The 20,159-nt window shown below is 65.4% G+C and carries 16 protein-coding genes; 3 read left to right on the top strand and 13 right to left on the bottom strand.

The window, feature by feature from the left end:
- Window positions 1-131 precede the first annotated feature (131 nt).
- From ABIC03_RS33860 to pcaF, 6 genes are all read right to left on the bottom strand, one after another.
- Window positions 132-1,196, bottom strand: coding sequence for a phosphotransferase (locus tag ABIC03_RS33860; RefSeq protein WP_354064576.1), 1,065 nt, complete (start codon window positions 1,194-1,196; stop codon window positions 132-134).
- 75 nt (window positions 1,197-1,271) lie between these two features.
- Window positions 1,272-2,963, bottom strand: coding sequence for a methyl-accepting chemotaxis protein (locus ABIC03_RS33855; RefSeq protein ID WP_354064574.1), 1,692 nt, complete (start codon window positions 2,961-2,963; stop codon window positions 1,272-1,274).
- A gap of 207 nt (window positions 2,964-3,170) precedes the next feature.
- Window positions 3,171-3,761 carry a protocatechuate 3,4-dioxygenase subunit alpha gene (pcaG, locus tag ABIC03_RS33850; RefSeq protein ID WP_354064572.1) on the bottom strand — a complete coding sequence of 197 codons (591 nt, stop codon included), beginning with the start codon at window positions 3,759-3,761 and terminating at the stop codon, window positions 3,171-3,173.
- Entirely contained in the window at window positions 3,762-4,463 is a 702-nt protein-coding gene (gene pcaH, locus ABIC03_RS33845) for a protocatechuate 3,4-dioxygenase subunit beta (protein ID WP_275168614.1), read from the bottom strand.
- Between the two features lie 91 nt (window positions 4,464-4,554).
- Window positions 4,555-5,448: a dioxygenase family protein gene (locus tag ABIC03_RS33840; protein WP_354064570.1), complete on the bottom strand. Its 894-nt coding sequence runs from the start codon at window positions 5,446-5,448 to the stop codon at window positions 4,555-4,557.
- A gap of 123 nt (window positions 5,449-5,571) precedes the next feature.
- The gene (pcaF, locus tag ABIC03_RS33835; RefSeq protein WP_354064568.1) at window positions 5,572-6,780 is read right to left on the bottom strand and encodes a 3-oxoadipyl-CoA thiolase; all 1,209 of its coding nucleotides are present in this window, start codon (window positions 6,778-6,780) and stop codon (window positions 5,572-5,574) included.
- Window positions 6,781-6,996: 216 nt separating this feature from the next.
- Here pcaF and mutS point away from each other — a divergent pair, with 216 nt between their 5' ends.
- Window positions 6,997-9,735: a DNA mismatch repair protein MutS gene (gene mutS / locus ABIC03_RS33830; RefSeq protein ID WP_354064566.1), complete on the top strand. Its 2,739-nt coding sequence runs from the start codon at window positions 6,997-6,999 to the stop codon at window positions 9,733-9,735.
- 33 nt (window positions 9,736-9,768) lie between these two features.
- Here the strand turns inward: mutS and ABIC03_RS33825 are convergent, their stop codons facing one another.
- From ABIC03_RS33825 to ABIC03_RS33800, 6 genes are all read right to left on the bottom strand, one after another.
- Window positions 9,769-11,445, bottom strand: a complete 1,677-nt coding sequence (locus ABIC03_RS33825) for a methyl-accepting chemotaxis protein (protein ID WP_354064564.1) — start codon at window positions 11,443-11,445, stop codon at window positions 9,769-9,771.
- A 369-nt stretch (window positions 11,446-11,814) separates the two neighbouring features.
- On the bottom strand, window positions 11,815-12,615 hold the full coding sequence (locus ABIC03_RS33820; protein WP_354064562.1) for a hypothetical protein: 801 nt from the start codon (window positions 12,613-12,615) through the stop codon (window positions 11,815-11,817).
- Between the two features lie 66 nt (window positions 12,616-12,681).
- On the bottom strand, window positions 12,682-13,191 hold the full coding sequence (locus tag ABIC03_RS33815; RefSeq protein WP_027566043.1) for an OsmC family protein: 510 nt from the start codon (window positions 13,189-13,191) through the stop codon (window positions 12,682-12,684).
- A gap of 69 nt (window positions 13,192-13,260) precedes the next feature.
- Complete coding sequence (locus tag ABIC03_RS33810) at window positions 13,261-14,046, bottom strand: ABC transporter ATP-binding protein (protein ID WP_354064560.1); 786 nt, start codon at window positions 14,044-14,046, stop codon at window positions 13,261-13,263.
- Between the two features lie 4 nt (window positions 14,047-14,050).
- On the bottom strand, window positions 14,051-14,893 hold the full coding sequence (locus ABIC03_RS33805; RefSeq protein WP_354064558.1) for an ABC transporter permease: 843 nt from the start codon (window positions 14,891-14,893) through the stop codon (window positions 14,051-14,053).
- Window positions 14,894-15,019: 126 nt separating this feature from the next.
- On the bottom strand, window positions 15,020-15,991 hold the full coding sequence (locus ABIC03_RS33800) for an aliphatic sulfonate ABC transporter substrate-binding protein (RefSeq protein WP_354064556.1): 972 nt from the start codon (window positions 15,989-15,991) through the stop codon (window positions 15,020-15,022).
- Window positions 15,992-16,178: 187 nt separating this feature from the next.
- Between ABIC03_RS33800 and ABIC03_RS33795 the strand changes: the two genes are divergently transcribed.
- Window positions 16,179-18,968 carry a [protein-PII] uridylyltransferase gene (locus tag ABIC03_RS33795; RefSeq protein WP_354064554.1) on the top strand — a complete coding sequence of 930 codons (2,790 nt, stop codon included), beginning with the start codon at window positions 16,179-16,181 and terminating at the stop codon, window positions 18,966-18,968.
- Window positions 18,969-19,108: 140 nt separating this feature from the next.
- Here the strand turns inward: ABIC03_RS33795 and ABIC03_RS33790 are convergent, their stop codons facing one another.
- On the bottom strand, window positions 19,109-19,639 hold the full coding sequence (locus ABIC03_RS33790; RefSeq protein ID WP_354064552.1) for a methylated-DNA--[protein]-cysteine S-methyltransferase: 531 nt from the start codon (window positions 19,637-19,639) through the stop codon (window positions 19,109-19,111).
- Window positions 19,640-19,648: 9 nt separating this feature from the next.
- On the opposite strand from ABIC03_RS33790, the gene ABIC03_RS33785 reads away from it, so the two are divergent.
- Window positions 19,649-20,092, top strand: a complete 444-nt coding sequence (locus tag ABIC03_RS33785; RefSeq protein WP_275168632.1) for a DUF1304 domain-containing protein — start codon at window positions 19,649-19,651, stop codon at window positions 20,090-20,092.
- The last annotated feature ends 67 nt before the right edge of the window (window positions 20,093-20,159 follow it).

Genomic DNA, 20,159 nt, shown 5'->3' with positions numbered 1-20,159 from the left:
CGCCGGCCGCGTGGGCCCGCCCCCCCCCCCCCCCCGCGCCCCCGCGGGGGGGGGGCCCGGCATGGGGGGTTTGTTCCCCCCCGCGGCGGCCCCGGCCGCCCCCCCCCCCACTCCGATGGTGTTGCGCGTCCCTACCCCAACAACTCCTCGCAGCCCAGATCCTCGACCGCCATCATTACGCGTTCCAGATTATTCCACCAGATCACCGGCGGGATGTTGATGCTCCATTGCCGGACCGGTTTGGTGATGTGCCAGAGCACCGACCAGCGATAGTCCCGATCGAGCGCGCCGCGCGTATAGCCGCTGACGCCGTGCCCGATCAGCGTGTCGTGGTAATGGTTGAGCAGAAGGCGTTCGAACGCCTGCCGGCGTTCCGGATACCAGTGCAGCGCCATCATGTAGGCGAGGTCGTGGGTCGGCACGTTGATATCCCACAGGTCGAAGTCGAAGATGCGGACCGTGTCGGACACGCCGGCACGCGGCAGCAGAAAATTCCAGATATGGGCATCGCCATGGGTGACGGTGAGGTGACGGTGCGAGTGGTAGCGCAATGACATCCTGTCGGACTGATCGATGAAGCGGCGGTAGAGCGTGCGGCGCTCTTCACTGAGACGATCGCCGAGCTGATCGGCGAACCGGTCGTAATGGGATGCGAACGTTTCCATATGCTCGGCCGTATCGTCGGTGCTCGCCCAGACCCCGGCGGTCTCGCCGAGACCAGCATGGTCCCACCACGCCGCATGCCAGCGCGCGAGCGCGGCGACGATGGCCATCGCCTGACCGCGCGATGGCGGCAGCGGCCATTGGGTCGCGATCTCGTGGCTATCGGTGAGATCCTCCAGCAGGAGATGCCAGGCGAGGCTCTCCTCGTCAAAATTCCCGTCAAAGCAGCGCGGCACCAACTGCGCGGGCATTCTGGTTGCAAGCTGTGTGTAGTAGGCCACCTCGTGGCGACCGGCATTTGCCAGCGGCTTGGCGAACGCAGCATGCGGCGTCTTGAGAATCAGTGACTGCGGCGACCCGGAGGATTCCCCGACATAGCGCAGGCCGAGTCGGGTGATATGCGACACGACCGTGTCGCGCTCATGCAGTACCTTGACCTCGCGCACGGCACCGGCGTCCAATGCGCCGGCCTTGCGCAGCGCCGCGGTGAGATTTGCCGCGTCCGCCACCTCCGGCAATCGTATATCTGTCATGAGCGCCCGACCCCCGTCGCGTTGCTCCATTCTGCACAACCGCGCTGCCGGGCGCCAGCGGCCTCAGCAGCCGACTCAAGCCGCAGCGGTCGAGTCGCGCACGGTCCTGACGACAACCGACCGGAGCTGTTCGAGATTGGCCGCCATGCCGGCGATCGCCTGCCTGACCTCGGCGGCGCGCTCGTTCACGGAGGCGGCGTCGCGGCTGACATCACCGATCTTGGCCGAGACCTCCTTGGCCGCGGAAGCCGATTCGGAGATCGACCGCGTGATCTCGCGGGTCGCGGCGTCCTGCTCTTCCATCGCCGCGGCAACCGAGGTGGCGACGCCGTCGATCTCGACGATGTGGCCGCCCATGGTTTCTACGGCATCGACTGCGGCCTGGGTCGAGGCCTGGATCTCGGCAATCAGCCGCGCGATCTCCTCGGTGGATTTGGCGGTCTGGTCGGACAGGGATTTCACTTCGGCGGCGACCACCGCGAAGCCACGGCCGGCCTCCCCGGCGCGCGCCGCCTCGATCGTGGCGTTGAGTGCCAGCAGATTGGTCTGGCCGGCGATGCCGCCGATGAGGTCGGAGACCTCTGCGATCTTCTTCACCGATCCGGCCAGCGCCTGGATGGTCGAGCGCGCCTGTTCCCGACCGGCGACCGCGGACTTCGTAACCGTGCTGGTCCGCGCGACCTGGGTTGCGATCTCTCGGATCGAAGCACTGAGTTCTTCAGCTGCGGCCGAGACGGTCTGCGAGCTGCCGAGGGCCTGGGTGGACGCGGCTGCGACCGCCTGCGACTGTGTCGAGAGCGACTTTGCGATCTCGGACAGACTGGAGGCGGCACGCTCCACGCCTTGCGTCGCCGCGCTCGCGGTGTCGACCGAGCGGCCGGTCTCGCGCTCGACGGTTTCAGCCATCTGGTGCAGGGCCCCGCGCTTGGCGAGCGCCGCCTCCTGCTCCTTCTGCAACTGCTCCTCGCGCAGGCGGGAATTCTCGACCGCCGCTTGCTTGAACACCAGGAGCGCGCCCGCCATCGAGCCGACCTCGTCCTGCCGGTGCGCGAAAGGAATGTCGGCGGCGAGATCGCCGGTCGCGAGCTTTTGCATCGCGCTCGTCATGCGCACGATCGGGCGCACCACGCCGAGGGCGACGCCGAGCAGGCCCACCGCAGTGAAGGCGAGGACGGCGGCGGAAACGCCGAGGAGGATATAAAGCATGGAGCTGTCGCGGTCCGCGGCCAGCTTCTCCATGTCGGCATTCTGCTTGTTGGCGCTCTCGACAATGCTGTCGATGACGGCGCGATGCGCGGTGTAGGCGTCCTTGAGCTGCGCGTAGGCGCGCTCGGAGGCGACCGGGTCCTTGGCCTTGAGGGCGGGGAGGAGCTGGTCGGACAACAGCTTCCAGAACTTCTGCACCTCGCCGTCGGATTTCGACACCAGGGCCGTCTTCAGGTCGGCCGAGAGGCTGGAGGTGACCCAGAATGCCTTGCGCTCGTCGTAATCCTTGCGGAGTTGGACCAGGCGTTCGCCATGGGCCGCCAGCTGGTCGGGCTCGCGCATGGCGAGAGTGGCCTCGAGATAGGCCTCGATCACATATTCCGGCGGCGGCAGGATGTCGGCGATGAGATCGTTGCCCAGCTTGATGTCGGAATAGAGCGGACCGCCGACCTTGAGCTCTTTCAAGGCGTAGAGGCTGGTGGAGACCACGGCGGTGAAACCGAGTGCCAGAACGACGCCGAAAGCAATGATTGCGGAAGAAAGCGAAAGGCGAATTTTCATGGAACAATCCAATAGGGCCGCGCCGAATCCTACGGACCCTAAAGGATTACGGTAAACGCGGGATTGCATCGCGCGGAAATTGCATCGCGCGAACTCCGAAAAACTACGGGAAACGGCGTCAGGTGAACGGTTTCGGGCAGCGAAATCAGGCCCGTCCTCCGCTGTCGTCCCGGATCGGCGCTCTGCCTGTCCGGGACGAGGCTGGGCTCACACGTCGAAAAACACCGTCTCGTTGTCGCCCTGAAGCCGCAAGTCGAGCCGGTAAACCGGCTTGCCGACCTCTCGCACGGCCGTCAGCGTGGCGCGGCGGTCGGCGGGCACCACCGCCAGCACGGGATCGGCGGCATTGCTGGCCTCGTCGCTGAAATAGATGCGGGTATAGAGATGCCGCAGCATGCCGCGGCCAAACACCGCAAGCAGGATATGCGGTGCCTGCGGCTTGCCGTCGGGATCGGGCACCGCACCCGGCTTGATGGTTTCAAAGGAATAATTGCCGTCCTTGTCGGTGCCGCAGCGGGCAAAGCCACGGAAGCTCGCATTCGGCAGCGCGCGCTTGTCCTGCGGATCGGCGAAGCGCCCCTGCGCGTCGGCCTGCCAGATCTCCAGCATGACATCGGGCACGGCGACGCCATCGCCATCGAACACGCGGCCCTCGATCCGGACGCGGTCGCCGGTGACGTCGGGCGTCAGGGTCGAGTTGGTGAACGCATCGTTCCAGGCATACTCGCCGGTCGGCGTCAGGCCGTATTTGAAGAACGGGCCGACAGTCTGTGACGGCGTGATCCCATTGTCCTGCACTTAATGGTTCTCCATAGGGGTGGCGTTCTTGCCGCGCAGCACGACGTCAAAGCGGTAGCACAGCGCCCATTCGGGCTGGGTGTTCTCGAGATCGAACGACGACACCATCCGCGCCCGCGCCTTCTCGTCCGGCACCGAATTGAAGATCGGATCGAACGGGAATAGCGGATCGGCCGGGAAGTACATCTGCGTCACGAGACGCGTGACGAAGGAATGGCCGAACACCGAGAGATGGATGTGTGCGGGACGCCAGGCGTTGTGATGGTTGCCCCACGGATAGGCGCCAGGCTTGATCGTGACAAAGCGATAGTACCCGGAGGCGTCGCTCACGGTGCGGCCGGCACCCGTAAAGTTCGGATCGAGCGGAGCCGGATGCTGGTCGCGGACGTGAACGTAACGGCCGCAGGAATTGGCCTGCCAGATCTCGACCAGCGAGTTCGGCACGCCGCGGCCGTCCTCATCGCGCACATGGCCGTGCACGATGATGCGTTCGCCGAGCGGCTCGCCGGTGTGCTGGGTAGTGAGGTCGTTGTCGCCCTTGCGCACGGTCTCGTGGCCGTAAACCGGCCCGGTCAGCTCCGACAGCGTATGGCGCATCGGGATCAAGGGCTTGTTCGGCGCGCGCTTGATCGAGCTCTTGTACTCGGGCGACAGCGGCAACGGATGCGCCGTGTTGCTGTCGACGGGATAGATGAATGTCATTGGCGAACTCCTCCCCGGTCCTTTTTCGACCGGTCAACGCTTCCGCCAATCATTATAGGATATAACTAATTGGGGGAAGCGGCTTTGAGCCCTATTTGATCGGCGGACGCGGCAGGACGGCCTCACCGGCTTCGAGCCGGTAGACATGGTCGAGCGAATACCAGGGCGTCGCGACGTCGCGCTCGGTCGGATGTGGCGTGTCATGGCGCAGGAACTTGCCGATCAGGGCCTTCGTCACGCCGAATTGCACGTCGCTGTCGATATGCGGATCGGCGGGGTCGTAGACCTGCGAGATCAGAACCTTGAATCCGGGCTTGAAGACCAGGGCGTGCAGGTGCGCGGGACGATAGGGATGCCGGCTCTGCGCCTCCAGGAGCCGGCCGACCACGCCGTCGGTCGGAATGGGATAGCCGACCATCATCACGGAGCGGAAAGAGAAGGCTCCGTCCTGGTCGGTCGTAAACTTGCCGCGCAGGTTCATGTCGGCCTGCTCGGGGTCCTGGTTTTCATAGAGACCAACCGGCGAGGCGTGCCAGACGTCGACCTCGGCGCCGGCGACAGGACGGCCCTCCTTGTCTACGACGCGGCCGTTGACGAACAGCGGCGCGCCTGGTGTCTCGGAGCGGACGATCGATCCGCCATTTTCCACCCGCGGCGAGTTCAGCCGCCAAAACGGTCCGAGCAGCGACTGGTCGGTTTCCGTGTTGCCCTCATCGCCATTGTTCAGCAGGCACACCAGCGGCGAGACGCCGAGCGAGCCTGCCATCAGCACGACCTCGTTATGCGTGTCGGTCGAGAGCTTGCCTAGCTCGGCGATAACAGCCGTGGCGTCGCGGAATTCCTTCTCGGTCAGGCGAACGTCGCGGACAAAACCGTGCAGATGCTTGACCAGGGAGACCATGATCTGGCGCATCCGGGGATCGGATGTCTGCTCCATCACCGCCAATGCCGCGGCCGTGACGTCCTGCTCGCGCGCGATGATCATGGGATGCTCCCTCACCTTGCGTCATGGCCGGGCTTGTCCCGGCCATCCACGACCTTCTTCTCGCGGCACCAAGAACGTGGATGCCCGGGACAAGCCCGGGCATGACGAGTCTGGGGCGTCCGGTCAATTCAGCTTCTCGATCGCGACGGCAACGCCCTGGCCGACGCCGACGCACATGGTGGCGAGCGCCAGCTTGCCGCCGCGCTTCTCCATGCCGTGCACGGCGGTGAGCGCAAGGCGCGCGCCGCTCATGCCGAGGGGATGACCGAGTGCGATCGCGCCGCCGTGCGGATTGACGAAATCGGCATCGTCGGCAACGCCGAGCTGGCGCATGCAGGCGATACCCTGCGAGGCAAAGGCTTCGTTGAGCTCGATCAGGTCGAAATCGCTGATTTTCTTGCCGAGACGTTCCATCAGCTTGCGGGTGGCCGGCACCGGGCCGATGCCCATGATGCGCGGCGGCACGCCGGCCGAGGCGAGGCCGAGGATGCGCGCGCGCGGCGTCAGGCCGTGCTTCTTCACGGCGGCCTCGGACGCCAGGATCATCGCGGCAGCGCCGTCATTGACGCCGGAGGCGTTGCCGGCCGTCACGGTGCCGGGATTGCGCACGATCGGCCTGAGCTTCGTCAGCGCTTCCAGCGTGGTCTCGGGACGCGGATGCTCGTCCTTGTCGACGGTCACAGGGCCGGCCTTGCCGCCGGGAATGGTGATCGGGATGATCTCTTCGGCGAAATAGCCGGCCGCGATCGCGGCGCCCGCGCGCTGCTGCGAGCGGATTGCGAAGGCGTCCTGATCGGCGCGCGAGACCTGGAATTCCTCGGCGACGTTCTCGCCGGTCTCGGGCATCGCGTCGACGCCATACTGCGCCTTCAGCAGCGGATTGATGAATCGCCAGCCGATCGTGGTGTCGAATATCTCAGCCGAGCGCGAGAACGCTTCCTGCGCCTTGCCCATCACGAAGGGCGCGCGCGTCATGGATTCGACGCCGCCGGCAATCGCAAGCTCGATCTCGCCGGAACGGATGGCGCGGCCGGCGGCACCGACCGCATCGAGACCGGAGGCACAGAGCCGGTTCAGGGTCTGGCCCGGCACCGAATCCGGCAGGCCCGCCAGCAGGAGCGCCATGCGTGCCACGTTGCGGTTGTCCTCGCCGGCCTGGTTGGCACAGCCGAAGAAGACCTCGTCAACCTCTGCCCAATCGAGATTGGGATGCTTGGCCATCAGAGCCTTGATCGGGGCCGCCGCCAGGTCGTCGGCACGCACCTTGGCGAGCGAGCCGCCGAAACGGCCGATCGGGGTCCGCACGGCATCGCAGATAAAGACGTCACGCATCGTTGTTCTCCCTGAATGCCGCGATCCGGCCTAAATTCTTCAATGTCGACGGAGTTTTAGGAGGGCGCCCGCGGCAGGTCAATTGACCGATACGCGCGTGTTCCTGGGGGTGCGCACGCGAGTTGCGCATGCCGGGGTGCGGACAACGTGGAAAACCTTGCCTCGCCGGCCAAAGCGATAGGAGCGCGGGGCGAAATTTTGTAGGTTGCGCCGCCCATGACAATGCAACAACCGATCCCTGTACCGCCCCCCGACGATACGCCCGCGCCGCAGGCGGAGACTGCCGCGCGCGTTACCCCGATGATGGAACAGTACCTTGAAATCAAGGCGGCACATCAGGGCCTCCTGCTGTTCTACCGGATGGGCGACTTTTACGAGCTGTTCTTCGAGGACGCCGAGATCGCCTCCAGGACACTCGGCATCGTCCTGACCAAGCGCGGCAAGCATCAGGGCGCCGATATCCCGATGTGCGGCGTGCCGGTCGAGCGCTCCGAGGATTATTTGCACCGGCTGATTACCGCCGGCCACCGGGTCGCGGTGTGCGAGCAGACCGAGGATCCCGCCGCCGCCAGGGCGCGCGGCAACAAGAGCGTCGTGCGCCGCGGCGTGGTGCGGCTGGTCACGCCGGGCACGCTGACCGAGGACACGCTGCTCGACGCGCGCGCCAACAATTACCTGCTGGCGCTCGCGCGTGCGCGCTCATCGGCGGGCGGTGACCGCTTTGGCCTCGCCTGGATCGACATCTCGACCGCCGAATTCACGGTGACGGAATGTTCGGGCGGCGAACTCGCCGCGACGCTGGCGCGCATCAATCCGAACGAGGTGATCGTCACCGACGCGCTCTATAACGATAGCGAGCTCGGACAGACCCTGCGCGAGCTGCCGGCGGTGACGCCGCTGACCCGCGACGTCTTCGACGGCGCCACCGCCGAGAAGCGGCTGTGCGACTATTTTGCCGTCGCGACCATGGACGGACTGTCGCAGCTCACGCGGCTGGAAGCCACTGCTGCCGCCGCCGCCGTCACCTATGTCGACCGCACCCAGGTCGGCAAGCATCCGCCGCTGTCGCCGCCAGCGCGCGAAGCTTCGGGTGCGACGATGGCGATCGATCCCGCCACCCGCGCCAATCTCGAACTGACGCGGACACTGGCCGGCGAACGCCGCGGCTCGCTGCTCGATGCGATCGACTGCACGGTGACCTCGGCCGGCTCGCGCCTGCTGGCGCAGCGGCTTGCCGCGCCGCTGACCGATGCGGCAGCGATTGCGCGGCGGCTGGATGCCGTCGGCAGCTTCGTTGCCGACTCGGCCGCGCGCGAGGACATCCGCAGCATCCTGCGCGGCGCCCCGGACATGTCGCGGGCGCTGGCCCGTGTATCCGTCGGCCGCGGCGGGCCGCGCGACCTCGCCGGCCTGCGCGACGGCATCATCGCCGCCGACCAGGTGCTGATGCGGCTTGGCGAACTCGACCAGCCGCCGCATGAGATCGCCGTGGTGATGGCGGCGCTGCAAAGGCCATCGCGCGAGCTCGCGGCGGAATTCGCCAGGGCGCTCGACGATCAGCTGCCGCTGATCAAGCGCGACGGCGGGTTCGTTCGCCAGGGCTATGAGCCTGCGCTGGACGAAACGCGAAACCTGCGCGACGCCTCGCGCCTGGTGGTGGCCTCGATGCAGGCGCGCTACGCCGACAACACGGGTGTGAAGGGTCTCAAAATCCGGCACAACAACGTGCTCGGCTATTTCGTCGAGGTCACCGCGCAGCACGGCGACAAGCTGATGTCGGCGCCGCTGAACGCGACTTTCATCCACCGCCAGACGCTGGCCGGCCAGGTCCGCTTCACCACCTCGGAACTCGGGGAGATTGAAGCCAAGATCGCCAATGCCGGCGACCGCGCACTCGGGCTCGAGCTCGAAATTTTCGAGCGGCTCTGCGCCAAGGCTTTGGCAATCAGCGAGGAGCTGCGCGCCGCGGCCCACGCCTTTGCGCTGCTCGACGTCGCGACCTCGCTGGCCAAGCTGGCGATCGACGAGAACTATGTGCGGCCCGAGGTGGACCCCTCACTCGGCTTCGCCATCGAAGCCGGCCGCCATCCCGTCGTCGAGCAGGCCTTGAAGCGCAATGGCGAGCCGTTCATCGCCAATGCCTGCGACCTCTCGCCGGGCCCCGCGCAAAAATCCGGCCAGCTCTGGTTGCTGACCGGTCCGAACATGGCCGGTAAATCGACCTTCCTGCGCCAGAACGCGCTGATTGCTCTTCTTGCTCAAATCGGAAGTTTCGTGCCGGCGACACGCGCGCGGATCGGCATCATCGATCGCCTGTTCTCGCGTGTCGGCGCCGCCGACGATCTCGCCCGCGGCCGTTCCACCTTCATGGTCGAGATGGTCGAGACCGCCGCGATCCTCAACCAGGCCAGCGAGCGCGCGCTTGTGATCCTCGATGAAATTGGCCGCGGCACCGCCACCTTCGACGGCCTCTCGATCGCCTGGGCCGCGATCGAGCACCTGCACGAGAGCAACCGTTGCCGCACGCTGTTCGCGACGCATTATCACGAGCTGACGGCGCTCTCCGCAAAGCTGCCACGGATGTTCAACGCGACCGTGCGGGTGAAGGAATGGCAGGGCAACGTCGTATTCCTGCACGAGGTGTTGCCGGGTTCGGCCGATCGCTCCTACGGCATCCAGGTCGCCAAGCTCGCAGGCCTGCCGCCCGCCGTGATCACGCGCGCCAAATCGGTGCTGGCGAAGCTGGAAGCCCAGGACCGCGGTCAGACCGCGCGCGCGCTCGCCGACGATCTGCCGCTGTTCGCAGTGCCCTCACGCGCCGCCGCAGAAGCCGCGCCGCCGAGCGAGGCCGAACTGCTGATGGCCGCGGTGAAGGCGCTGCATCCGGACGAGATGTCGCCACGCGAAGCGCTCGATGCGCTGTATGCCTTGAAGGCCAAGCTGCCGAAGGAATGAGGTGCCGTGGGACCTCCTACGGTTCTAGGCGCGTTACGTCCTTGCCGCGATCGCCGCTGCCTCGGCTGCCGCGCGCTGCATGCTATTCGACATCTCGTTCGTGACCGTGCTCTGCTCCTCGACGGCGGCGGCGGTCGACGTCACATATTCGCTGACGCTGGTGATCGCCTGCTTGATCGAACCGAGCGCGCTGACGACGTCGCCGGAGATGCCGTTGAGGCTGCCGATCTCCGCGCCGATCTTGTCAGTGGCCTGCTTGGCCTGGTTCGCGAGGCTCTTGACCTCCGATGCGACCACCGCAAAGCCCCGACCGGCTTCGCCGGCGCGGGCGGATTCAATGGTGGCGTTAAGTGCCAGGAGGTTGATCTGCCCGGTGATGTTGTTGATGAGCTCGACGATCCCGCTCATCGCCAGCGCCGCTTCAGTGAGGCGCTGCGCCTGGGCGTCGGCGGACGCGACCTGCTCCACCGCGCTCATCGCGGTCTCGCGCGATTTGGTCATGGCCTCGGAGATCTCCCGCACCGACGCGTTCAGCTCCTCCGATCCGGCGGCGACCGATTCCATCATACCGCGGACGCGCTCGTTGCCCATGCGGACCAGCACCTGCTTCGTGACGTCGGTCGCATATTTCACGACCTTGAACGGCTTGCCGTTGAGATCCATGATCGGGTTGTACGAGGCCTGGATGTAGACCTCCTTGCCGCCCTTGCCGATACGCTTGTATTCGGCCGCCTGGTACTGACCGCGGTTGAGGGCCGCCCAGAACTCGCGATAGCCATTGCCATCGCGCTCCGACGGCTCCACGAACATGCTGTGGTGCTTGCCCTTGATCTCAGCCAGCGAATAGCCGAGGGCGCCGAGGAAATTGGCGTTAGCGGTGATGATCGTGCCGTCCATGTTGAACTCGATCACCGCCTGCGCCTTCTCGATCGCCGAGATCTGGCCGGCAAGGTCGGCATTCTTCAGCTTCTCCGCCGTGACGTCGGTCGCGAATTTGGCGACGCCGAAGGGTTTGCCGTTCTCATCGAGGAGCGGATTGTAGGAGGCGAGGATCCAGACCTCACGACCGCCCTTGCCGATGCGCTTGAACTCGCCGGCCTGGTATTCGCCACGGTTGAGCGCGGCCCAGAACTCGCGATAGGCCGTGCCGTCGCGCTCGGCCTGTGGCACGAAGAGGCTGTGATGCTTGCCTTGGATCTCGGTCAGCGAATAGCCGAGCGCGTTGCAGAAATTCTCGTTGGCGGTGACAATGGTGCCGTCGAGCTTGAACTCGATCACGGCCTGGGCCCGGCTGATGGCGGCGATCTTCGACGCGTCCGTCATGCTCCGGATCCTCTTCTCGGTGATGTCGGTCGCAATCTTTGCGACCATCACCGTCTTGCCGTTGCCGTCGAGCACCGGATTGTAGGATGCTTCGATCCAGACCTCACGGCCGCCCTTCGCGATCCGCTTGAACTCGCGTGCCTGATACTCGCCACGGTTCAATGCAGCCCAGAACGCCTTGTACTCGGCGCTCTCGCGCTGATCGGCCGGCATGAACATGGCATGCTTCTTTCCCTTGATCTCGTCGAGGGAGTAGCCGAGGGCGTTCAAGAAATTCTGGTTGGCGCTCAGGATCGTGCCATCTATGGCAAACTCGATCATGGCCTGCGAGCGGCCGATGGCAGCGAGCTTAGCATCCGCGTCGTTGCGGGACTTGCGGCCAAACATGGGAATCTCCAAATTATGAAATGGCGTAACGAGGATCACGGGACGTGACGGCGGCAACACGTGCCGAATTCCAATCGACAATTCCGCCGGTAAAAGTCGCATGGCGAAGACCGAGGCGGGTACGCAAGGTCAGTCGTACGGGAAAAAGTCGAATAAAGTTCTAACGGATTTTTGGAGATCGACAGGCAAAAGGAGCAACTTGGCGCTGCACGAACGTTCGCTCGCTCGCGGCAGCCGCGATCGCGTCACTTGAAATGAGACTTGTTGTTCAACGCGTTGCGGAACATGGACGCGCTGTTGGCGCAAACGGGTTTCACCGAAGGAGGCCGTTCGCGACTCGATATTGCGCTATCCGTAGTGTCACGGTGCTTATCGCGCCTTGTGCAGCGTACGCCGCCCGATCCCCCACAGCGTAAGATTCCAAACGATGCACGTGGCGAGTGCAAGCCCAAGACCGGCGGCGGAGCCGAACCACACGACCGCAACGTGCAACACCGCGATCGCCATTCCGAATCCGAGCAGGCCCCAGGCCGAATTGGCCAGCACCGCGGCGGTCGGCGGACCGCCGATGCGTGGATGCAGGATCAACATGATGCTGGAGAACACAACCGGATACAGCGCGACGATGCCGCTGATCCGGGGACCGACCCAGCCCGAGGTCGAGACGACAATGGCGACCAGGGTCGCGACCAGCGCGGCCCGCATCGGCACGTCATACCAGCGCCGCGTCACCAGTGGCATCTTGACGTAGCGATAGCCCGCCAGCAACGGAATGCAGATGCCGAACGCGATCAGATTGGCGGCGAGCCCGGCGGTGAGCGACCAGTCGAACTGCTTGATGATCGAGGCGAACACGATCCAGACCGCGACCGCGCTTCCGCAACTCACCAGCAGGCTGCGCCGCTGTGCCAGCACCACATAGGCAACGCACATGAAGATTGTCGCTGCATTGACCGGCAAGCTCGACAGTGCGCCCTGTGCGATGAAGGCGGCATCATGGTCGAGCGCGAGGAAGACGTAAGATGGTCCGGCAGAGACCGGCAAGGTCGCGACCAGCGCGCCGATCACCGGCCCTGAGCGCTCGGTGATGATCGACGCCGTCACGACGAACGCCGCCGCGATCGCCATGCGCAGAACGAGGATGAGGATGAAGTGGAGCTCGGGGGACATTTTTTTCTTTGTCGTCCCGGGCTTCGCCGAGACGACACTAATTGTGGGACGAGCGGCCTTCGCTCGCTACATCCGCTGCATCGACACCGAGACCTTCGGCCCGTTCTTGATGGTCTGATACACCACGCAGTAGCGCTCGGTGAGCTTGAGCAGCAGGTCGAGCTTGTCTTGCGGCGCATCGGTGTCGACGTCGAAGCGCAGACGTATCTCGGCGAAGCCGACCGGGGTCTCCTTGTCGACGCCGAGCGTGCCGCGGAAATCGAGATCGCCCTCGGCGTAGACGTTGCCGGTCTTCAAGGGCACCTCGATCGCGGTCGCGACCGATTTCAGCGTGACACCGGCGCAGGCGACCAGCGCCTCGAGCAGCATGTCGCCGGAGCACAGCTCGAGCCCGGAGCCGCCGGTCGCGGGATGAAGGCCGGCCATTGCGATGGCACGGCCGGTCTCGACCTTGCAGGCGATGCCTTCGCTGTCGGTCGAGCCCTTGGCCTTCAACGTGATCATCGCGGTCTTGGGGTCGGTCTTGTAGCGCTCCTTGATCGGGGCCTGCATCTGGCGCAGTGCTGCGGCGTCCATTTTGTCTCTCCCGGGAAAATCGTCTCTACGAAGTACCGGATTGCGATGTACCGGCTCGGAGAGAAATTGTCACCACCACATGGCCTGACCGGGACCCTGGGTTGCGTCACGGTCGGGCACGCTGCGGTCGAGCGAACGGTCGAGTGACGTCAGCACACTTCGCTTGAAATTCTCGAACAGCGGCGAATTGCGGTCGCGTGCCCGGCCGAGATTGATCTCAATCTGGTCGAACAGACGGCCCGGCCGCGGCCGCATCACCAGCACGCGGTCGGCCAGCACCACGGCCTCGTCGACATCGTGTGTAACGAGGACGAGGGTCGGCCGCGTGTCGGCCCAGAGATCGAGCAGATGATCCTGGAGGTCCCTGCGGGTGAAGGCATCGAGCGCCGAGAACGGCTCGTCGAGCAAGAGCACCTCGGGCTGCGGCACCAGGGCGCGGGCGATCGCGACGCGCTGTGCCTGGCCGCCCGAGAGCTCGCGCGGCCAGGCCTGCGCTTTCTCGGCGAGCCCGACACGCTCGAGCGCACGCGCCACCTTTTCACGCCGCTCGGTCGCGGGCCCGTCGGCAAAACCAAAGCCGATATTGTCGGCGACGCTGAGCCAGGGCAGCAGCCTCGGCTCCTGGAAGATGATGCCGATCTTGGCATGCGGCGAGGCGATCGGCTCGTTGTCGAGCGTCACCGTGCCCGAGCTTGCGCGGTCGAGGCCCGCAATGGCGCGCAGCAGCGTGGACTTGCCGCAGCCCGAGCCGCCGATGATGGCGACGATCTCGCCTTGCCTGATCTCGGCGGAAAAGCGCGCCAGCGCCTGCACGCCGTTGGGATAGGTCTTGCTGACCCGGTCGAGCACCAGCATCGCCTTATGCTCCCGTCGTACGCCCGAAGGCGTCCTGCCAGCGCAGGAAGGGCGCAGCCGCAATCTCGATCAGCCAATCCGTGAGCTTGCCGAGGATCGCGAAGATCACGATGGCGGCGAGGATCTGCGCGGGCTTGCCGAGCTGCTGACCGTCGAGCAGGAGGTAGCCGAGGCCTTCGGACGCGCCGATCAGCTCGGCCGCCACCACGAACATCCAGCCCAGACCAAGACCGACGCGCAAGGACACGACATAGGCCGGCAGCACCGCGGGCAGCAGGATACGGCGGATCATGGCAGGTCCGGAGAGACGGAAGGTGCGGCCGACCTCGACGATCTTGCGATCGACGATGAGGATCGCGCCCATCACGCCAAGATACACCGGGAAGAACACGCCGACCGCGATCAGCGCGATCTTCGAAGTCTCGAAGATGCCGAGCCAGAGGATGAACAGCGGCACCCAGGCCAGCGATGGAATTGCACGCAGCGCCTGCACGGTCGGATCGAGCAGCCGCCGCGCCAGCGACCAATAGCCGGATATGGCGCCGAGCAAGGTGCCCGCGACCACGCCGAACGCAAAGCCAAGACCGACGCGCCACAGTGTCGCGGCGATGTGACGGACCAGTTCGCCGGAGCGGGCAAGATCAGCGATGGTAGCGAACACGCGCGAGGGCGGCGGCACCAGCCGGCCGTTGGACCAGCCGAGCCAGACTAGGAGTTCCCAGCCAAGCGCGAGGGTCAGTGGCAACAGCAATCCCAGTGTCGGCCCCGCATAGCGCGACAGCCGCGAGGGCGCGGCGCTCTCGGCCGGTTCCGAAGATCGTTGCAGCACTGGCGCGTTGGAGATCATGGCCGTAGGAAGCGCGTCTGATCGGGGATTGCAAGGGCGCGCGGCACTCTTGGCGTCGTCCCGGACAAGCGCAGCGAAGCGGAGCGCAGATCCGGGACAACGACCGAGTTTGCCGCGCACCTGCCTTCAATTCGTCGGCAATGGCACCTGGTCGTCGATCAGAGCATCGAGCGTTGCCTTCACATCGACCTTGGCATCGACGACGCCGGCCTGCTGCAAAGCGAGGCCTGCGGCGAGGATCGATTCGCGCTGGGGCGCGCCGATGCGGCTGTGGATCAGCTCGGTGCGCTCCTTGAGCTGCTTGTCGACGACAGGTTCCGGCAGCTTGGTCACGGCGATGAAGGTCTTCTTGAGCTCGTCGTAATTCGCCAGCGAATACTTTCGCGCTTCCTCGTAAACGGCAAGCACGCGGCGGGCCGCGTCCGGATAGTCTTTCAAGAACTGCTCGCGCACATTGAGGATGCCCCATGTGTTGGCGTCGGCCTTGCGGTAGAACAGTTTCGCGCCGTCCTCGACCTCGGCCTGCGCCATCATCGGATCGAGCCCGGCCCACGCATCGACGTCGCCGCGGATCAGCGCGGTCTTGCCGTCGGCGTGCTGGAGCAGCACCGGCGTAATGTCCTTTTCGGTGAGACCTGCGCCAAGCAGCGCGCGCACCAGGAAGATGTGCGGATCGGTGCCGCGCGTCACCGCGACGCGCTTGCCCTTGAGGCCGGCCACATCAGCGATCTTGGAATCCTTGGCCGTGACCAACGCCGTCCATTCGGGACGCGAATAGACGTAGATCGACTTGATCGGGTTGCCGTTGATACGTGCGACCAGCGCCGCCGAGCCCGCGGTCGAGCCGAAATCGATCGAGCCCGCATTGAGGAATTCGAGCGCTTTGTTGGAGCCGGCCGACTGCACCCAGGTGACGGTGATGCCGTCCTTGGCGAACTCCTTTTCCAGGAGCCCCTTCTGCTTCAGGACCATCGACACAGGATTATAGGTCGCCCAGTCGATACGGATTTCCTTGAGCGGATCCGCCGCCCGCGCCGCGGGGGAGACGGCAAGAGCGACCGCCCCCGCCAGCAGTATGCGTCGTGTAAACCTGGTCATGCCCGGCCTCCTCAAAACTTCATTGTTTTTCAATGAGTTATATCTAGAGGTCAACGAGAAAATCCATCCCTCGAAAGCGCGCCGGCTGAGAACAGCTTTGCCCAAAGCCGCACCTTTCCAGCATGGAACGACCATTGCGAGAGAATGGCGGGTGACAGCGCCTGCCGCCTCTTATATCCGGTGAGACATGGACAGCGTCGCGACTGAGCAAAAGGCCGAGGTGGACGATCGCTTCGACACCGCGCGGATCACCGCCGCGGTCGATGCGCTTGCCGAGAAGCACCAGGGACGCGAGGACGCGTTCCGCACGGCCATGGCGCAACTGCTCAAGGCCGAGCTGATTGCGTCGCGCGCCGCGGCACAGACGATCCTGCTGAAGGATCGCCACGGCCGGCGCTGCGCCGAGCGGCTGTGCCACGTGCAGGACGAGATCATCCGCATCCTGTATTCGGCCGCGACCCGCCATCTCTACCGCTCGCCGATCCCGAGCGGTGCCGAGCGCATGGCGGTGGTGGCGACCGGCGGCTATGGCCGCGGCCTGATGGCTCCCGAGTCCGACATCGATCTGCTCTTCATCCTGCCCTACAAGCAGACCGCCTGGGGCGAGCAGGTCGCCGAGGCCATCCTCTATTGTCTCTGGGACATGGGGCTGAAGGTCGGTCATGCCACGCGCTCGGTCGACGAGTCGATCCGGCAGGCGCGGGGCGACATGACCATCCGCACCGCGATCCTGGAGACACGCTTCCTCACCGGAGACCGGCCGCTCTATGACGAGCTGGTCGCCCGCTTCGACAAGGAGGTCGTGCAAGGCACCGCGTCGGAATTCGTCACCGCGAAACTCGCCGAGCGTGAGGAGCGGCATCGCCGCGGCGGCCAATCGCGTTATCTGGTCGAACCCAACGTCAAGGACGGCAAGGGTGCCCTGCGCGACCTGCACACGCTGTTCTGGATCGCGAAGTACGTCTACCGCGTGAGCGACACCGACGAGCTGGTCGGCCGCGGCGTATTCGACGCGCAGGAATACCGCACCTTCCGCCGCTGCGCCGACTTCCTCTGGTCGGTGCGCTGCAATCTTCACTTCCACTCCGGCCGCGCCGAAGAGCGCCTCTCCTTCGACCTCCAGCGTGAGATCGCGGTCCGGCTCGGCTACACCTCGCATCCCGGCATGCAGGACGTCGAGCGCTTCATGAAGCACTACTTCCTGGTCGCCAAGGAAGTCGGCAATCTCACCGCCATCCTCTGCGCCAAGCTCGAGGACCAGCAGGCCAAGCCCGCGCCGGTGCTGAGCCGGATGATGGCGCGGCTACGCCCCACCGCGGTGAAGCGGCGGGTGCCCGACAGCGACGACTTCATCGTCGACAACAACCGCATCAACGTCGCCGCGCCCGACGTCTTCAAGCACGATCCGGTCAATTTGATCCGCATCTTCCGCCTGGCGCAGAAGAACAATCTCGCCTTCCACCCGGACGCGATGCGTGACGTAACGCGCTCGCTCGGCCTGATCAACGCGCAGATGCGCGAGAATCCCGAGGCCAACCGGCTGTTCATGGAGATCCTGACATCCGACAATGCGGAAATCGTGCTGCGGCGGATGAACGAGACCGGCGTGCTCGGCCACTTCATCCGCGCCTTCGGCAAGATCGTCTCGATGATGCAGTTCAACATGTATCATCACTACACCGTCGACGAGCATTTGATCCGCTGCGTCGGCTTCCTCCAGGACATCGAGCGCGGCGGCATCGAGGAATTCGCGGTGGCGAGCGACCTGATGCGCAAGATCCGGCCTGAGCATCGCTCCGTGATCTACATTGCGACGCTGCTGCACGACGTCGCCAAGGGCCGGCCCGAGGATCACTCGATCGCCGGCGCCAAGGTGGCGCGACGGCTTTGCCCGCGGCTCGGCTTCAGTCCGGCCGACACCGAGCTCGTGGCCTGGCTGATCGAGGAGCATCTGACGATGTCCACGGTCGCGCAGTCGCGCGATCTCTCCGACCGCAAGACCATCGAGAATTTCGCCGCCGTGGTGCAGTCGGTCGAGCAGATGAAGCTCTTGACGATCCTGACCACCGCGGACATCCGCGGCGTCGGCCCGGGCGTGTGGAACGGCTGGAAGGCGCAGCTCTTGCGCTCGCTGTACTACGAGACCGAACCGGTGCTGACGGGCGGCTTCTCGGAGGTTGACCGCGGCAAGCGCCTCACGGCCGCCTACGGCGAATTCCGCAACGCCTTCGCGGAATGGCCGGCGGAAGAGCTCGACGCCTATATCGGCCGGCACTATCCGGCCTATTGGCTCAAGGTCGAGTTGCCGCGCAAGATCCGGCACGCGCGCTTTGTCCGCGCCAGCGAGCAGGCCGGCCACAAGCTCGCGATCAATGTCGGCTTCGACGAGGTGCGTGGCGTCACCGAGCTGACCATCTTCGCCGCCGACCATCCCTGGCTGCTGTCGATCATCGCGGGCGCCTGTGCCTCGGCCGGCGCCAACATCGTCGATGCCCAGATCTACACCACGACCGACGGTCGCGCGCTCGACACGATCTCGATCTCCAGGGAATACGACCGCGACGAGGACGAGGGACGGCGCGCCACGCGCATCGGCGAGATGATCGAGGACGTGCTGGAAGGCAAGCTGCGTCTGCCCGAAGTGGTGGCGCGGCGCACCGTGCGCGGCAAGGCGCGGCCGTTCGTGATCGAGCCGGAAGTGACCATCAACAACCAATGGTCCGACCGCTACACAGTGATCGAGATGTCCGGTCTCGACCGTCCGGGCCTGCTCTACGAGCTGACCACCGCGATCTCGAAGCTCAACCTCAACATCGCCTCGGCCCATGTCGCGACCTTCGGCGAGCGCGCCCGCGACGTGTTCTACGTCACCGACCTCCTCGGCGCGCAGATCAGCGCGCCGACACGCCAGGCCGCGATCAAGAGCGCGCTGACCCACGTGATGGCCGGTGACAAGGCGGTTCAGCCAGCGGCGTGAGGACGGCTGCGCACCTCTCCTCTCGTCATTCCGGGGCGCCGCGCAGCGGCGAAACCGGAATCCATCGAGCCACTGGTGACGCGGATAAATAGATTCCGGGTTCGCGCTTCGCGCGCCCCGGAATGACGACAGGCGGGTATCTAAACCGCCACGCCTTCATGCCGCAGCAGCCAGCGCTTGCGCTCGAGGCCGCCGCCATACTTCACCAGAGAACCATCGGCGCCGATCAGGCGGTGGCACGGCAGCACCACGCTGATCGGGTTGGAGCCGTTGGCATGGCCGACGGCGCGGATGGCCTTGGGCATGTTGATCCTGGCAGCGAGCGCGCCATAACTCATCGTGGTGCCGGCAGGGATTTGCGCCAACGCATTCCAGACCTTCTGCTGAAACGGCGTGCCGGCAATGCGCCAGGCGATGCCTGAGAGCTGGCCGAGGTCGCCGTCGAAATAGCCCGACAGCGCGGTCCGCATGGCCGCGGGCGCGAGTTGGTCACTCAGCTCCACCACACCGTAATGCAGGCGCAAAAGCCCGCGCATGCGGTGCTCGTAATCCTCCCAGTCGAGCGCGCGCAAGGCGCCCGCGGCGTCGGTGACCAGCAGCGCAATCCCGATCGGCGTCGCCAGCCGATCGAGGCCGAAGCTTACAGGTGGGTTGGTCGGTCGCGCGGGCATTGCAGCACCATGGCATCGAAACACGCCATCGCACTTGCCACGCCCGCCGTGCTAACGTCCACCCGAAAGCTGACGCTGGGGGAGCTCAACTTGATCTGGATCGCGAATATCCTGGTGGCGCTGGTCGCCGCACTGCACGCTTACTTCCTGATCCTGGAGATGTTTCTCTGGGACAAGCCGCAGGGCTTGAAGGTCTTCCGCAACACGCCGGAGAAGGCAGCGATCACAAAGGTGCTGGCCGGCAACCAGGGGCTCTATAATGGCTTCCTGGCCGCAGGCCTGGTCTGGGGGCTGGTGCACGGCAATCCGGCCTTCGCGTTCCAGATCAAGGCATTCTTCCTGCTCTGCGTGATCGTGGCCGGCGCTTATGGCGCGGCGACCGTCAGCACGCGCATCCTGATGGTGCAGGCGCTGCCGGCGGCGCTCGCGCTGTTAGCGTTGTTCCTGACCTGAGACGCCATAGCGCGCCGCCGCGATCCTTGCGCGTCGCCTGCCGTTCCTCCACAATCTCCGACAGCGA

The sequence above is a fragment of the Bradyrhizobium sp. RT6a genome, from assembly GCF_040547675.1.
In the GTDB taxonomy this organism is placed as follows: domain Bacteria; phylum Pseudomonadota; class Alphaproteobacteria; order Rhizobiales; family Xanthobacteraceae; genus Bradyrhizobium.
The sequence above is the reverse complement of the archived record's forward strand: the minus strand, read 5'-3'. Positions and strand labels throughout refer to the sequence as shown.

What these genes read in the sequence shown, in the direction of transcription:
- ABIC03_RS33825 (WP_354064564.1), bottom strand. Translation starts at nt 11,445, where the DNA reads ATGTTTGGCCGCAAGTCCCGCAACGACGCGGATGCTAAGCTCGCTGCC.
- ABIC03_RS33805 (WP_354064558.1), bottom strand. Translation starts at nt 14,893, where the DNA reads ATGATCTCCAACGCGCCAGTGCTGCAACGATCTTCGGAACCGGCCGAG.
- ABIC03_RS33815 (WP_027566043.1), bottom strand. Translation starts at nt 13,191, where the DNA reads ATGGACGCCGCAGCACTGCGCCAGATGCAGGCCCCGATCAAGGAGCGC.
- ABIC03_RS33810 (WP_354064560.1), bottom strand. Translation starts at nt 14,046, where the DNA reads ATGCTGGTGCTCGACCGGGTCAGCAAGACCTATCCCAACGGCGTGCAG.
- ABIC03_RS33800 (WP_354064556.1), bottom strand. Translation starts at nt 15,991, where the DNA reads ATGACCAGGTTTACACGACGCATACTGCTGGCGGGGGCGGTCGCTCTT.
- ABIC03_RS33860 (WP_354064576.1), bottom strand. Translation starts at nt 1,196, where the DNA reads ATGACAGATATACGATTGCCGGAGGTGGCGGACGCGGCAAATCTCACC.
- ABIC03_RS33855 (WP_354064574.1), bottom strand. Translation starts at nt 2,963, where the DNA reads ATGAAAATTCGCCTTTCGCTTTCTTCCGCAATCATTGCTTTCGGCGTC.
- ABIC03_RS33820 (WP_354064562.1), bottom strand. Translation starts at nt 12,615, where the DNA reads ATGTCCCCCGAGCTCCACTTCATCCTCATCCTCGTTCTGCGCATGGCG.
- ABIC03_RS33795 (WP_354064554.1), top strand. Translation starts at nt 16,179, where the DNA reads ATGGACAGCGTCGCGACTGAGCAAAAGGCCGAGGTGGACGATCGCTTC.
- mutS (WP_354064566.1), top strand. Translation starts at nt 6,997, where the DNA reads ATGACAATGCAACAACCGATCCCTGTACCGCCCCCCGACGATACGCCC.
- ABIC03_RS33785 (WP_275168632.1), top strand. Translation starts at nt 19,649, where the DNA reads ATGGCATCGAAACACGCCATCGCACTTGCCACGCCCGCCGTGCTAACG.
- pcaH (WP_275168614.1), bottom strand. Translation starts at nt 4,463, where the DNA reads ATGACATTCATCTATCCCGTCGACAGCAACACGGCGCATCCGTTGCCG.
- pcaF (WP_354064568.1), bottom strand. Translation starts at nt 6,780, where the DNA reads ATGCGTGACGTCTTTATCTGCGATGCCGTGCGGACCCCGATCGGCCGT.
- ABIC03_RS33790 (WP_354064552.1), bottom strand. Translation starts at nt 19,639, where the DNA reads ATGCCCGCGCGACCGACCAACCCACCTGTAAGCTTCGGCCTCGATCGG.
- ABIC03_RS33840 (WP_354064570.1), bottom strand. Translation starts at nt 5,448, where the DNA reads ATGATCATCGCGCGCGAGCAGGACGTCACGGCCGCGGCATTGGCGGTG.